This is a genomic window from Arthrobacter sp. Soil_N43, from assembly GCF_057655195.1.
In genome coordinates this window covers 39,227-53,843 of sequence record NZ_JBDGML010000073.1, presented here as the reverse complement: position 1 = coordinate 53,843, position 14,617 = coordinate 39,227, and the positions used below count along the sequence as shown (strand labels likewise).

12 protein-coding genes are annotated in these 14,617 nt (G+C 67.8%); 10 read left to right on the top strand and 2 right to left on the bottom strand.

Translation table 11 applies throughout. The annotated features are described in order from the left end of the window. Positions 1–2: 2 nt before the first annotated feature. Positions 3–1,760 carry a sensor histidine kinase gene (locus AC3A3W_RS07910; protein WP_487441718.1) on the bottom strand — a complete coding sequence of 586 codons (1,758 nt, stop codon included), beginning with the start codon at positions 1,758–1,760 and terminating at the stop codon, positions 3–5. Between the two features lie 258 nt (positions 1,761–2,018). On the opposite strand from AC3A3W_RS07910, the gene AC3A3W_RS07905 reads away from it, so the two are divergent. The 5 genes from AC3A3W_RS07905 to AC3A3W_RS07885 all read left to right on the top strand — a co-directional run bounded on the left by AC3A3W_RS07905 (position 2,019) and on the right by AC3A3W_RS07885 (position 7,949). Beyond that, the gene (locus AC3A3W_RS07905; protein WP_487441716.1) at positions 2,019–3,509 is read left to right on the top strand and encodes a CitMHS family transporter; all 1,491 of its coding nucleotides are present in this window, start codon (positions 2,019–2,021) and stop codon (positions 3,507–3,509) included. Positions 3,510–3,638: 129 nt separating this feature from the next. Next, positions 3,639–3,935 carry an Asp-tRNA(Asn)/Glu-tRNA(Gln) amidotransferase subunit GatC gene (gene gatC / locus AC3A3W_RS07900; protein WP_400577968.1) on the top strand — a complete coding sequence of 99 codons (297 nt, stop codon included), beginning with the start codon at positions 3,639–3,641 and terminating at the stop codon, positions 3,933–3,935. 4 nt (positions 3,936–3,939) lie between these two features. Further along, positions 3,940–5,529: an Asp-tRNA(Asn)/Glu-tRNA(Gln) amidotransferase subunit GatA gene (gene gatA / locus AC3A3W_RS07895; protein WP_487441714.1), complete on the top strand. Its 1,590-nt coding sequence runs from the start codon at positions 3,940–3,942 to the stop codon at positions 5,527–5,529. Then, the gene (gene gatB, locus AC3A3W_RS07890) at positions 5,529–7,037 is read left to right on the top strand and encodes an Asp-tRNA(Asn)/Glu-tRNA(Gln) amidotransferase subunit GatB (RefSeq protein ID WP_487441712.1); all 1,509 of its coding nucleotides are present in this window, start codon (positions 5,529–5,531) and stop codon (positions 7,035–7,037) included. Before gatA ends, gatB begins: the two co-directional genes overlap by 1 nt. A 177-nt stretch (positions 7,038–7,214) precedes the next feature. Then, the gene (locus tag AC3A3W_RS07885; protein WP_487441710.1) at positions 7,215–7,949 is read left to right on the top strand and encodes a hypothetical protein; all 735 of its coding nucleotides are present in this window, start codon (positions 7,215–7,217) and stop codon (positions 7,947–7,949) included. Here AC3A3W_RS07885 and AC3A3W_RS07880 read toward each other — a convergent pair. After that, positions 7,946–8,854 carry a LysR family transcriptional regulator gene (locus AC3A3W_RS07880; RefSeq protein WP_487441708.1) on the bottom strand — a complete coding sequence of 303 codons (909 nt, stop codon included), beginning with the start codon at positions 8,852–8,854 and terminating at the stop codon, positions 7,946–7,948. The two genes, AC3A3W_RS07885 and AC3A3W_RS07880, sit on opposite strands and share 4 nt — an antisense overlap. Positions 8,855–8,991: 137 nt before the next feature. Here AC3A3W_RS07880 and tdh point away from each other — a divergent pair, with 137 nt between their 5' ends. From tdh to AC3A3W_RS07855, 5 genes are all read left to right on the top strand, one after another. Further along, positions 8,992–10,038, top strand: a complete 1,047-nt coding sequence (gene tdh, locus AC3A3W_RS07875) for an L-threonine 3-dehydrogenase (protein WP_487441706.1) — start codon at positions 8,992–8,994, stop codon at positions 10,036–10,038. Between the two features lie 71 nt (positions 10,039–10,109). Next, entirely contained in the window at positions 10,110–11,306 is a 1,197-nt protein-coding gene (locus AC3A3W_RS07870; protein ID WP_487441705.1) for a glycine C-acetyltransferase, read from the top strand. 45 nt (positions 11,307–11,351) lie between these two features. Continuing rightward, positions 11,352–12,458 carry an NAD(P)/FAD-dependent oxidoreductase gene (locus AC3A3W_RS07865; RefSeq protein ID WP_487441703.1) on the top strand — a complete coding sequence of 369 codons (1,107 nt, stop codon included), beginning with the start codon at positions 11,352–11,354 and terminating at the stop codon, positions 12,456–12,458. An 11-nt stretch (positions 12,459–12,469) separates the two neighbouring features. Beyond that, entirely contained in the window at positions 12,470–13,681 is a 1,212-nt protein-coding gene (gene hutI / locus AC3A3W_RS07860; RefSeq protein WP_487441701.1) for an imidazolonepropionase, read from the top strand. A 107-nt stretch (positions 13,682–13,788) separates the two neighbouring features. Further along, positions 13,789–14,598: a DeoR/GlpR family DNA-binding transcription regulator gene (locus tag AC3A3W_RS07855; RefSeq protein WP_487441699.1), complete on the top strand. Its 810-nt coding sequence runs from the start codon at positions 13,789–13,791 to the stop codon at positions 14,596–14,598. The last annotated feature ends 19 nt before the right edge of the window (positions 14,599–14,617 follow it).

Here is a 14,617-nt window from a genome sequence, read left to right as displayed (position 1 = left end):
TCTCATCCGTCGTTCCGCTTGGAAGCCTGCTCGTCGCCCCTGCGGCCCTGCGAGTCCTTGCTGGAACTCGTCGTCCCCGGAAGCGTCGCCATGAACACGGCGCCTGGCCCGCCCTCGCTGCCGGGCTCCAGCACCCTGACGTCGCCGCCGCGGCGCCGTGCCAGCTGCCGCGCGAGAGCCAGCCCCAGGCCCTGGCCCCCTGCCGGGCGGACGGCGCCGGACGCCGTCGTGAATCCTTCGGCGAACACGGCTTCGGGATCCGTCCCGCCGGGCAGCCCGTCGCCTGAATCGGCGACGACGATGTGCAGCGTCCCGCCGTCGTCCGACGGTTCGTCGAGGAGCTCAAGTTCCACCCAGCGCTCGCCGGCCGAGCCGGCCACGGCCGCGTTCACCGCGTTGTCGATCAGGTTGCCCAGGACAGTGGTCACGTCCTGCGGTTCCGTTACCTGGCCGCGCACCAGGGTTTCCGGCCCGATCCGGAGCGCCACGCCGCGTTCGTCCGCCTCAACGCCCTTCGCGCCGACAAAGGCCTGCAGGTAGGGGTCCTGCAGGAGCTCGGCCTGGTCCACCGGGAACTTCAGCGGCCCGGTGGCTGCGAGCCGCTCCAGGTATTCCCGCGCCTGCTGGTGCTGGCCGATGCTCATGAAACCCGCAATCGTGTGCAGCTGGTTGGCGAACTCGTGCCGCTGTGCCCGGAGCGCCGTGGACATGGTTCCGACGGCGTCGAGCTGGCGTGTGAGGTGCTGCAGCTCCGTGCGGTCGCGCAGCATGACCACCCAGCCGAGGTCCTCCTGGCGGTGCAGGGCCTTGCGGGCGCTCGCCACCAGGACCCGGCCGCCGGCGATCAGCTCCACGGCTTCGCCCTCCCTGGCGTCGGCCTCCGTCAGGGCCTGGAGCTGGGGCGGCACCGGTGCCCCGGACCACAGTGTGCCGGACAGGTCCGGCTGCCCCAGGAGCCGCTGGGCTGCGGCGTTGAAGACGCTGATGCGGCCGTCGGCGGAGACACCCACCACGCCTTCGTCCACGCCTTCCAGCACGGCCACCTGGTCATGCACCAGGGTGCTGATCTCCTCCGGTTCCAGGCCGAGCGTGAGCCGCTGCAGCCGGCGCCGGAGCAGGAACGAGGCCAGCACCCCGGCCAGTAGCGACCCCGCCGCCGTCACGGCGATCGGCACGATGTCGCGCGCGAGGCTCTGGCCGATGGTTTCGGTGGAATAGCCCACGCTGACTTCGCCCACCACAGTGCGCGAGCCCGCCGTGCCGGCTCCGGATCCTACGCCCGGTGCGAAAACCGGCACCTTGGCACCGGCCGACGGGCCGAGGGTTCCGGTGTTGCGCGTCGTGACTTCACGTCCCGCCAGCGCCTCCGAGGGGTCCGTGCTGACGCGTTCGCCAAGCCGCTCGGCCTCGGGGTGGGCCAGCCGGAGCCCCGTTTCGTCCGTGATCACCACGAACAGGGCACCGGTCCGGCTGCGCGCTCCTTCCGCCGCCGCCATCAGCGGGCCGGCCAGCAGTTGGTCCCGCGGGGGAGTGCCGGGCAGCCGGCTGATGGCCGCCACGTCGGCGCGCACGGAGGGGTCCGAGGCCACGGTCCGGGCCAGCGTGAGCGCCTGGTTCTCCGCCTCGCGGCCCAGGCGTTCGAAGGTCAGCCAGGCATGGACGGCTCCACTGAGGAGCACAACAAGGAGCACCACGCCCAGCTGCAGCAGCAGGGTCTGCGTGGAGAACCGCAGCGGCAGCCGCCGGGACGGTCCGGTCATGGCGCTCCTCCTCGAGGCAGGGCAGGCAGGGCTGCCAATGGCGTGGGTCAGGCAATATCAGGGAATGTCAGGGAATATCAAGGCAACAACGGCTTGTGCGCAGCAGGTCCGGGCAGCCGTGAGCACAATGCGCAAAATGCTCCCAATAAGCAGTATGCCAATCAATTGAGCCAAAGGCACGGCGGTGACGGACGCCACTCTAACGTCTGTAGTGCGCATCACATCGGGGTGGTGCCGTTCATTAAGAAGGAGCCGGCTGTGCTGGTATTACTTGGATTCGCCATGATCGCGGTTTTCATGGTGCTGATCATGACGAAGAAGTTGACGCCAGTGCTGGCGCTCATAATCGTCCCCACCGTTTTCGGTCTGTTCGCAGGCGCAGGCCTCGGCATCGGCGACATGGTCATGGACTCGATGAAGTCCATGACGTCCACCGCCGCGCTGCTGATGTTTGCCATCATCTACTTCGGCCTGATGATCGACGTCGGGCTGTTCGATCCGCTGGTCCGGTTCATCCTGCGCAAGCTGGGCAATGACCCCGCCAAGGTGGTGCTCGGCACCGCGCTCCTGGCCGCTGCAGTTTCCCTCGACGGCGACGGCTCCACCACCTTCATCCTCACCACGGCGGCCATGCTGCCGATCTACCTGCGGCTCAAGATGAGCCCCGTGGTCCTCACCTGCGTCGCCGGCCTGGCCAACGGCACCATGAACATCGTGCCGTGGGGCGGACCCACCGCCCGCGCCGCCACCGCCCTCAAAATCGACGTCAACGACGTCTTCGTTCCCATGATCCCGTCGCTGGTCGCCGGCCTCGCCGTCGTCCTCGCCTTCGCCTGGCTGCTCGGCCTGCAGGAGCGCAACCGCCTCCGCGCCACCCAGCCGGAAATCTGGGGGACGCCGTCTACGGCAGAACCGTTCACCGCCGAAGGGTTCGACGGCGGAACGCCCGCCGGCGGCGGCCGCACCGGCGGTTCCGGCACCCGTGGTGCAGTGGCCCCGGCAACGGGAGGCCCTGGCGGCCTCTCCCCGGAGGGATCCTCCGTTGCCGTCCTGGAACGCACCGAAACGCTCGTGGACGACAGCGACACCGCCATGGCCGACACCGCCCTGGACCCCAACCGCAAGACCCTGCGCCCCAAGCTGCAGTGGTTCAACCTGGGCCTCACCGTCGCCGTGATGGGCATGCTCATCGCCGACCTCGTTCCCCTGCCGTACGTGTTCATGGTCGGCTCGGCCATCGCCCTGCTGGTGAACTTCCCCAAGGTCAAGGACCAGGGCGCGCAGCTCGTGGCCCACGCCCCGTCGATCGTTGCCGTGGTGAGCATGGTCATGGCCGCCGCCGTCCTGACCGGCGTTCTCACCGGCACCGGAATGGTCGAGGCCATGTCCGCCTGGCTCGTGCAGATCATCCCGTCGGACATGGGCCCGCTCATGGCCGTGATCACCGGCGTCCTCAGCATCCCCATGACGTTCTTCATGAGCAACGACGCCTTCTACTTCGGCGTGCTGCCGGTTCTGGCCGAGACGGCCGGTCACTACGGCATCAGCGCCGCGGACATGGCACGTGCCTCGATCACCGGGCAGCCGTTCCACATGCAGAGCCCGCTGGTTCCGGCGATCCTGCTGCTGGTTTCGCTCGCCAAGGTGGACCTGGGCGACCACCACAAGAAGGTGCTGTGGCGCAGCGCCGTCGTCTCCCTGGTGATGCTCGCCGTCGGGATGCTGACCGGGGCCATCGGCATCGGCTAACCTGTAGCTGCCCGCGGCCCCGCCGCGCGGCCGGAAGTGCCCGCCTGGAGCCCGCTGGGGGTCGTCAGGCGGGCACTGACGTTTGCCACGTAGACTATGGGGAAACCAACTACATTGCAGGGGAGATCCATGGCTGCGATCAACCGTGACGACGTCGCGCACCTCGCGCGGCTCGCGCACATTGAGATGAGTGCTGAAGAGCTGGACAGGATGGCCGGCGAGCTGGCCGTCATCGTAGATGCGGTGAAATCCGTCAGCGAAGCCGCCGGAGACGACGTTCCGGCCACCTCACACCCGATTCCGCTGAACAACGTGTTCCGCGAGGACGTGGTGGGGCACACCTTCACCGCCGAGCAGGCACTCTCCGGAGCTCCGGATTCCGATGAGAACCGTTTCAAGGTCCCGGCAATCCTGGATGAGGCATAAACACATGACTGAAAACAACAGCACCCCGCTGATCCGCCTCTCCGCAGCCCAGCTGGCCGCCAAGCTGGCCGCCCGCGAAGTCACCGCCGTCGAGGTCGTCCAGGCGCACCTGGACCGCATTGCCGCCGTCGACGGGGGAGAGCGCGGCGTACACGCGTTCCTGCACGTCAACGCCGAAGAGGCGCTCGCCGTCGCCGCCGAGGTGGACGCCATCCGCGCCGCCGGCGGCGCTGCCGCCGAGGAACTCCACGAGCTCGCCGGCGTCCCGATCGCGGTGAAGGACCTCATCGTCACCATCGGCCAGCCCACCACCGCCGGCTCGAAGATCCTCGAGGGCTGGCACAGCCCGTACGACGCCACCGTCGTGCAGAAGCTGCGCGCCGCGAAAATGCCCATCCTGGGCAAGACCAACCTGGATGAATTCGCCATGGGCTCCTCCACGGAGCACTCCGCGTTCGGCCCCACCCGCAACCCCTGGGACCTGGACCGCATCCCCGGCGGCTCCGGCGGCGGATCGGCAGCCGCCGTCGCCGCTTTCGAAGCGCCCCTCGCGCTGGGCACCGACACCGGCGGATCCATCCGCCAGCCGGGCGCCGTCACCGGAACCGTCGGCGTGAAGCCCACGTACGGCGGCGTGTCCCGCTACGGCGCCATCGCCATGGCGTCCTCCCTGGACCAGATCGGCCCCGTGTCCCGCACGGTCCTGGACTCGGCACTGCTGCACCAGGTCATCGGCGGCCACGACCCGCACGACTCCACCTCGCTGCCGGACCCGCTGGCGGACCTCCCCGCCGCCGCCCGGCTGGGCAACGTGGACGGCATGAAGATCGGCATCATCAAGGAACTCCACGGCGAGGGCTACCAGGCCGGCGTCGAGAACCGCTTCAACGAGTCCCTCGAGCTGCTCAGGCAGGCCGGCGCGGAAATCGTTGAGGTGTCCTGCCCCAACTTCAAGTACGCCCTCGGGGCCTACTACCTCATCATGCCGTCCGAGGCCTCCTCCAACCTGGCCAAGTTCGACGGCGTCCGGTACGGTCTGCGCGTTCTCCCGGAGGAACCGCCCATGACCATCGAGCGCGTCATGGGGGCCACCCGGGCCGCCGGCTTCGGCGACGAGGTCAAGCGCCGTGTCATCCTGGGCACCTACGCCCTGTCCGCCGGCTACTACGACGCCTACTACGGGTCGGCGCAGAAGGTCCGCACGCTGATCCAGCGCGACTTCGACGCAGCCTTCGCCAAGGCAGATGTCCTGATTTCCCCGACGGCCCCCACCACGGCCTTCAAACTGGGCGAAAAGCTGGACGACCCCCTGGCGATGTATCTGAACGACGTCGCCACCATTCCAGCCAACATGGCCGGTGTTCCCGGGCTGTCCCTGCCCGGCGGCCTGGCGGATGAGGACGGCCTGCCCGTCGGCATCCAGCTGCTGGCCCCTGCCCGTGAGGACGCCCGCCTGTACCGCGTGGGCGCCGTGCTGGAATCCCTTCTCGAGGAGAAATGGGGCGGTCCGCTGCTGGACAGTGCTCCAGAGTTGGCCGCCTCACCGGTGGCCGAGCCTGTCGAGACCCTCGTCGACGCCCAGGAGGCAAAATAATGAGCACCGACGCAATCCTGAGCTTCGAAGAGGCCATGGAGAAGTACGATCCCGTCCTGGGATTCGAGGTCCACGTGGAGCTGAACACCAAGACGAAGATGTTCTCCTCGGCGCCGAACGTGTTCGGCGATGAGCCCAACACGAACGTCAACGAGGTGGACCTCGGCATGCCCGGCGTCCTGCCCGTGCTGAACAGGACCGCGGTGGAATCCTCCATCAAGATCGGCCTGGCGCTGAACTGCAAGATCGCCGACTACTGCCGCTTCGCCCGGAAGAACTACTTCTACCCGGACACTCCGAAGAACTTCCAGACCTCCCAGTACGACGAACCGATCGCGTACGACGGCTACCTGGACATCGAGCTCTCCGACGGTACGGTGTTCCGCGTTGAAATCGAGCGCGCCCACATGGAGGAGGACGCCGGCAAGCTGACCCACCTCGGCGGCTCGGCAGGCCGCATCCAGGGTGCCGACTACTCGCTCGTGGACTACAACCGCGCCGGCGTTCCGCTGGTGGAAATCGTCACCAAGCCCATCCAGGGCGCCGGTTCACGCGCTCCCGAACTGGCCAAGGCGTACGTCGCCGCCGTCCGCGAGATCGTCAAGAACCTCGGTGTGTCCGACGCCAAGATGGAACGCGGCAACGTCCGCTGCGATGCGAACGTGTCGCTGCGCCCGCACGGCCGCGAACGCTTCGGCATCCGCTCCGAGACCAAGAACGTGAACTCCCTGCGCGCCGTCGAGCACGCCGTCCGCTACGAAATCCAGCGGCACGCCGCCGTGCTGGACTCCGGTGAGCCGGTCATCCAGGAAACGCGCCACTGGCACGAGGACACGCGCACGACGACGTCGGGCCGGGCCAAATCCGACGCCGATGACTACCGCTACTTCCCGGAGCCCGACCTCGTGCCCGTAGTCGCTTCCCGCGAATGGGTCGAGGAACTGCGCGCCACGCTGCCCGAACCGCCGGCCGCCCGCCGCAAACGGCTCCAGGCAGACTGGGGCTACTCGGACCTCGAGTTCCGCGACGTCGTCAACGCCGGAGTCATGGACGAAATCGAGGAAACCATCGCCGCCGGTGCCACGGCCTCCGTGGCACGCAAATGGTGGATGGGCGAGATCGTGGGCCGCGCCAAGAATGCCGACGTCGACCCCGGCCAGCTGGGCGTCGAACCGGCCACCATCGTCGAGCTGAGCAAGATGGTGGAAGACGGCAAGATCAACAACAAGATGGCTACCGAGGTGCTGGACGGCGTGCTCGCCGGCGAAGGCACCCCGGCCGAAATCGTCGAGAAGCGCGGCCTCGCCGTCGTGTCCGACGACGGACCCCTTCTGGAAGCCATCGATGCAGCCCTCGCGGCGCAGCCCGACGTCGCGGACAAGATCCGCGCCGGCAAGCTGCAGGCCATCGGCGCCATCGTCGGCGGCGTCATGAAGGCCACCCGGGGCCAGGCCGACGCCGGCCGCGTCAAGGAGCTGATCCTGGAGAAGCTGGGCGTCAACGCCTGACCCCTCCCCTCCACCCAACTGGGTCGCAGCTAAGCCGTTCTGAATCTCCGGAACCGCGCAGGCTGCGATCCAGTTGGGGGTTAAGGGGAATGGGGCCCCATGCTCTCCATAAGGTCGCGGCTTTAAAGTGTGGACTGAGGGCGCCGGAGTCCCGCCGGTGCGGCGGAAGGACATGCCATGCCGGTTCCACAACCGAAAACATTACGTCGGGCCCTGTTTGCAGGCGCCGTAGTACTCGCCCTGTGTGGCGCCGGGCCAGCCATGGTCCGGGCTGCCGACGAGACTGCCGGGCGCGGGGAAGCTGACCCCCAGCTTGTTGCCTCGCAACCTACGGCCACTCCGCCGGCGCCTGGTGACCAGGGAAAGTCGGAGCAAGCCAAGGGCCAGGGCAAGGGGCGTGAGCTGCACAGCGAAAGCGTGGTCAAAAAGGCCGACGGCAGCCTGGAGACGCGGATAACGCAGTTCGGTACCGTGGAGGCCGTGAGTGAGACGTCGATCACGGTCAAGAGCGAGGACGGCTTCACCCTGGCCTATGCCATCAGCGCCGACACCAAGATCCGCAAGCGGCCCGCAGCCGCTGCCAACGGCACCGCACCCCAGGACGGCACCGCACCAAGTGACAGCGCCACGCCCCCCAACAGCGCCGCACCCCAGGACGACGCCGGCAAACGGGCGAAGCCGTCCGCCGCCACCGCCGCTGACCTCAAGCAGGGGGACACGGTGCGCATCAGGGGCATCAAGAACGGCACGTCGATCTCGGCGACGGCGATCGTCGAAGGCGCTGCTGACAAGGGAAAGGCGCTCGGCCAAGGTAAGGGAGCCGGCCAGGGCCAAGGCCAAGGCAAAGGACTCGGTCAGGGCAAGGCCAAAGGCGAAGGCCGGGGCCAAGGCCAAGCCGATGATGCGCCCTAGTCGTGGACGAGGCGGGCCATGATGTCCTCCAACGCCTCGCACACCATCATCACGGACGCCCGCTTGAGGTTCTCCGGCCGGGCCAGGATGTCGATCCTGCGGCGCGTGCTGATCCCCCTGAGCGGGCGCAACACAATGTCAGGATTCAGCACGGGCCGCGCCGTATGCCTGGGCAGCAGACCGATCACGCCGCCCGCCGCCACCAGGGCCGCCACCGTGGAGTAGTCGTTGATGCGGTGCACAATGTTCAGTTCACGGCTGGAAACGGCGGCAACAGCGGACAGCACGTCCGCGGGTGAATAGCCGGTGCGGCTGGTCACCCAGGGTTCGCTGACGACGTCGTCGGGTTCCAGTGACGGCTGGGCGGCGAGCCGGTGTCCCGCGGGAAGGGCCACGTCGAGGGGCTCATGCGCGAGGGGAATCACCGCCACCCGCTCAGTGGGCCAGCTCGGGCTGTGGTCCATGCGGTGGGCCAGCACCAGGTCGTACCGTGCCGTGAGGGCGGGGAAATCCTGCTGTGCCACGTCCTCGTCAAACAGCTGGACCTTCGGCTTGTCCGACCCGTCCAGCAGCCGCGCGAGCGGGGCGAACAGCGCCTGCCCTGCGCTGTGGAACCCGCTCACCGTCACCGGCGCCACCGTGGATCCATGATAGGCGCCGATCGCCATGCGGGCATCGGCCATGGCACTGACGACGGCGGCCCCGGCGTCCGCCAGCACCTGCCCGGCCTCCGTGAGGACCAGGTTCCTGCCCTCCTTGCGCGTGAGCGGAACCTCCACGCTCTTCTGCAGCTGTGCCAACTGCTGGGAGACCGCCGACGGCGTGACAAGCAGGGTGTCCGCCACGGCCTTGACGCTTCCGAGGGCGCCAAGCTCGCGGAGCATTTCGAGCTGGTGGATTTCCATGGCCCCATCCTATGCCTTAGCAATTCCTAAATCGTCGATTGAGAAAAATCCCCTTGTGCTAATGCGTTGGAGTGGCTCTAATGAAGGGAGATTCCGCCCGCATGCGGCTTGAGCGCATGCCCAAAGTAAGGATGCCAATGAAGGCTCTGTACAAGGCCGGCCCTCACGCCGGGTTCGAGCTGGTCGACCGTCCGGAGCCCGAGGCTGGCCCCGATGACGTGAAGATCCGCGTGATGACCACGGGCATCTGCGGCACGGACCTGCATATCCAGTCGTGGGACGCCTGGGCGCAGGGCATCATCCAGGCGCCCCTCATCGCCGGGCACGAGTTCTATGGCGAGGTGGTGGAAATCGGCGAAGACGTCCGGGACGTCAAGGTGGGGGACCGGGTTTCCGGCGAGGGGCACGTGGTCTGCGGCATCTGCCGGAACTGCCGCGCGGGCCGCCGCCAGATGTGCATCCACACGGTGAGCGTCGGCGTGCAGCGGGACGGTGCATTCGCCGAATACGTGGTCATTCCGGAAACCAACGTGTGGGTCCACCAGGATCCGTCCGTGACGCCGGAGCTCGGGGCGATCTTCGACCCCTTCGGCAACGCCGTCCACACCGCCCTGAGCTTTCCCCTCGTCGGCGAGGACGTGCTGATCACCGGCGCCGGACCCATCGGTCTCATGGCCATCGCGGTGGCCCGCCACGCCGGCGCCCGCAAGATTGCCATCACGGACGTCTCGGCACCGCGGCTGGAGCTGGCCCGCCAGCTCGGCGTTGACCTGGCCATCGACGTCTCCAAGACGCGTGTCCGGGAGGCGCAGCGCGAACTGGGCATGCGCGAGGGCTTCGACATCGGACTGGAAATGTCCGGCCATCCCACCGCACTGCCGGAAATGATCGACAACATGAACCACGGCGGCCGCATCGCCATGCTGGGCCTGCCCAGCCAGTCGATCGACATCGACTGGGGCAAGGTGGTCACCCACATGCTGACCCTGAAGGGCATCTACGGCCGTGAAATGTTCGAGACCTGGTACGCCATGAGCGCCATGCTGTCCTCCAACCGCACGTTGCACGCCAACATCTCCGCCGTGGTCACGGACGTGCTGCCGGCGGCGCAATGGGAGAAGGGCTTCGAAATTGCCCGCGCCGGCGTGGGCGGCAAGGTTGTGCTCGACTGGTCAGGCGTCTGAACCGACCTCCGGCAGCGCCGTACCCCTTCATCAAAAAAACACGAGACTTTCCACAAGCCGAGGAGCACACCATGTATTCAGCCATCAAGGACCAACTGCGCAGCGAACTGGATGAGATCCGCGCTGCCGGCCTCTACAAGACCGAGAGGCACATCGATTCCCCCCAGGCCAACCGCATCGCCGCAGGCCAGATCGGGCAGGATGCCTCACAGGTCCTGAACTTCTGCGCCAACAACTACCTCGGCCTGGCCGACCACCCGGACATCATCGCCGCGGCCAAGGCCGCCATGGACGACCGCGGCTTTGGCATGGCCAGCGTGCGGTTCATCTGCGGCACCCAGGACCTCCACCTGCAGCTTGAAGCCCGTGTGTCCAAGTTCCTCGGAACGGAGGACACCATCCTGTTCTCCAGCTGCTTCGATGCGAACGGCGGCGTCTTTGAATCGCTCTTCGGTCCGGAAGACGCCGTCATCTCCGACGCCCTGAACCACGCGTCGATCATCGACGGCATCCGGCTCTGCAAGGCGCAGCGCTACCGCTACGCCAACCAGGACATGGCAGACCTGGAGGCGAAGCTCCTGGAGGCCAAGGACGCCCGCCGCAAGATCATCGTCACTGACGGGGTCTTCTCCATGGACGGCTACCTGGCGCCGCTGGAGGCCATCTGCGACCTCGCCGAAAAGCACGATGCCCTGGTCATGGTGGACGACTCCCACGCCGTGGGCTTCATGGGTGCCACCGGGGCGGGAACCCCGGAGCATGCCGGCGTGTCTGACCGCGTGGACATCTACACCGGCACCTTCGGCAAGGCACTCGGAGGGGCATCGGGCGGCTATGTCTCCGGCCGCCGCGAAGTCATCGCCATGCTCCGGCAGAAGGCCCGCCCCTACCTGTTCTCCAATTCCGTGGCCCCCGCCATCGTGGCTGCCACCATCAAGGCCCTGGACCTCGTGGAGACCTCCGGCGAACTGCGGACCCGCCTGTTCGAGAATGCGGCACTGTTCCGCCGCCGCATGACGGAGGAAGGCTTTGAGCTGCTCGACGGCGAACACGCGATTGTGCCGGTGATGTTCGGCGACGCCGTCCAGGCGGCGAAAGTTGCCGACCGGATGCTGCAGAACGGAGTCTTCGTCACGGCCTTCAGCTTCCCTGTGGTGCCGCGGGGAGCGGCCCGCATCCGCGTGCAGCTGTCGGCGGCGCACAGTGCCGACGACGTCGAAACCTGCGTGCAGGCCTTCGTCAAGAGCCGGAAAGCGGTCGCTGCCTAGCAGACAGGCCGAGGGAACCCACGATGCGTCTGCAAGGATGGAGCCATGGCAGCAACCTATGACGTGGTCATTATCGGCGGCGGGATCGCGGGCCTGTCCCTGGCGTCCGCCCTGGCAGGCAAATGCAGTGTGGCGCTGGTCGAAGCCGAGCAGCAGCTGGCGTACCACACGTCCTCCCGTTCAGCCCGGCAGCTGATCCCCAGTTATGGCCCGCCCGTGGTCCAGGAACTTACGGTGCGGACCCTGGAGCTGATCGCGGCGCGGGACGCCGAGCTTCCCAGCCCCGTGTTGTCCCCGCGGAGCTTCATGCTGATCGGCGACGAGGAAGCCGTCAGGTCGGAAGCCAGCGGGCAGATGAAAATGATCAGCCACGCCGAAGCCCTGGAGCTGTGCCCGGTCCTGAAGCCCGGGAGCTTCTCGGCGGCGGGACTGGACACCGGTTCCTTCGGCTGTAACGCCCCGGTTCTGCTCGAAGACCACCGGGCACGGGCCGTGGCCGCGGGTGCGGACATCATCACCGGCGCCCGGCTCCATTCGGCCCAGCGCCTCGGCAGCGGCTGGGAGATCGGTGCAGGGCAGGAGGCTTTCCAGGCCGGCGTGCTCGTCAACGCGGCTGGAGCCTGGGCCGACGAAGTGGCGGTCATCAGCGGAGTGGAGAAGCTCGGACTCCAGCCGTACCGGCGCACGGCGGCGATTGCCGCCGTCGAGCATTCCCTTCCCGAGGGGAGCCCCATGGTGGCGGCAGCGGACGACTCCTTTTACTTCCGCAGGGAGGGGGCGGATGTCCTGGTCTCGCCGTCGGAACACGTTGCCAGCGCAGCGGAGGACGCCCGGCCGTTCCCCGGCGACGTGGAGCGGCTGATCGCCCGGCTCAATTCCCTGACGACGTTGGGGATCGGCACTGTTCGCACAGCATGGACCGGCCTGCGCACCGAAGCGGCCGACGGCGTGCCGGTGGCGGGGTTCGACGCCGAAGCAGCGGGTTTCTACTGGCTCGCCGGCCAAGGCGGGTACGGCTTCCAGACGTCGTCAGCGATTGCCGAATTCGCTGCCGCCCAGATCCTCGAGCGACGCGGCGCCGGCGCGGGGCGGAGTCCGGAATCCCGGACAGCAGACGCGCTCGCCGCCACGCGGTGGTCCATCCGGCGCTGAAGAATGGAGTCATGAGCACCCTCCTCACCAATATCGGCGAACTGATGACCCAGGACCGCGAACAGCGTGTGCTACGGAACGCCGCGGTGGTGATTGAGGGGGAACGGATCGCCTGGTTCGGAGCCGCCGGGGACGCACCGGCGGCGGACGATTCCTACGACGCCGAGGGCCGGGCGCTGCTGCCCGGCTGGGTGGATTCGCATACGCACCTGATTTTCGCCGGTGACCGGACGGCAGAGTTTGAAGCCCGGATGGCGGGGGAGCAGTACAGCGCGGGCGGCATCGCCGTCACCACCGGGGCCACGCGCGGCACCGGGGACTATGACCTCACCCGACTGGCACTGGGCAGGGTGGCGGAGGCTGTTTCGCAGGGCACCACGTACCTGGAGACCAAGACGGGCTACGGCCTGGATGTGGAGCAGGAGGCGCGGAGCGCGCGGATCGCGTCCACGGTGGCCGACGAAGTCACCTACCTCGGGGCACACCTGGTGCCGGCGGGCATGGATCCCGACGAGTACACGGACCTTGTCTGCGGTGCCATGCTGGAAGCGGTCCGCCCGTACACGCAGTGGGCCGACGTGTTCTGTGAACGGGGCGCCTTTACCGAGGAGCAGTCGCGGCGCGTGCTGCAGGCCTGCCGCGCCGCCGGCCTCGGGCTGCGCGTCCACGGCAACCAGCTCGGTCCCGGAGCGGGCGTCAGGCTCGCCGTCGAGTTCGGCGCCGCCAGCGTGGACCATGTGAACTACCTGTCCGACGAAGACGTCGAGGCGCTGGCCGCCAGCTGGTCCGGGTGGGATGGAGGTTCCGGCGCCGACTCCCGCGGCACGGTGGCGACGTGCCTTCCGGCCTGCGACCTCTCCACCCGCCAGCCACTCGCGCCCGCAAGGCGGCTGCTGGACGCCGGAGTGCCCGTGGCCCTGGCTTCCAACTGCAACCCGGGGACGTCCTACACGAGTTCCATGGCATACTGTGTGACCACCGCCGTGCTGCAGATGGGACTCAGCGTCCACGAGGCCGTCCGCGCCGCGACGTACGGCGGCGCCCTGGCGCTGGGGCGTGAGTCGGGGAACGACGCCGACGGCGAACGCGCGGTGGGATCGATCGCCGTCGGGCACCGTGCAGACCTGCATCTGCTCAATGCGCCCTCGGCCACGCATCTGGCCTACCGTCCGGGCATGCCGCTGACGCACGCCGTGTGGCGCGCCGGGGTACGGGCACGGTAAGACTGAGGGGGATCCAACCCGCCACTTGACGTTAGATGATCGTTTGCGGTCTGTTACAATCAAAAAACGTCATTTTCTGATGGCAGTTTGATCACCGAGAGGCAAGCATGACCCGCACCGACCGACTGACGGCGATCCTGGATCTCCTTGCCAAGACCGGGCAGGTGGAGGTGGACGAAATCGTCACCCGGCTCGGCGTTTCGCCGGCCACGGCGAGGCGCGACCTGGACAGCCTGGCCAAGCGGCGGCTGCTGACCCGGACCCGGGGCGGCGCCACCACCGGTGCCCTGGCCTACGACCTGCCGGGACGGTACAACCGCGACGACCATGCGGCAGCCAAGCAGGAGATCGCATTGGCGGCCTCGGCCCTCATCTCGCCGGGCATGGTGATCGGGCTCTGCGGCGGCACCACCAGCACCGCCCTGGCCCAGATCCTGGCCACCCGTGAGGACCTCAACTCGCCGTCCAACCAGCCCACCCTGACGGTGGTCACCAACGCCATCAACATCGCCGGGCAGTTGGCGGTGCGGCCCAACATCAAGGTCATGGTGACCGGCGGCATCCTCAATCCGCGCTCGTACGAGCTGGTGGGGCCGTACACCGACATCATCATGCAGAAAGTGGTGCTGGACATCGCGTTCATCGGCGTCAACGGCATTGACCCCGAGGTTGGCCCCACCAACACCGGAGAAGGTGAGGCTTCCGTCAACGCGCTGCTGGCCAGCCGCGCCAGCGTGTCCTACGTCATCGCGGACTCCTCCAAGGTGGGGCGCCGGGCCTTCGCCACCATGGACGGTTATGCGTTCACCAAGCTGATCACCGATTCCGGCATCTCCGCCAAGGACAAGGCCGCCTTTGAAGCCATCGGCACCGAAGTCATTGTGGCACCGGAAACGCCGCGGCCCCGGCAGGCCTGAGCAGCGTAGCCAGAAACCC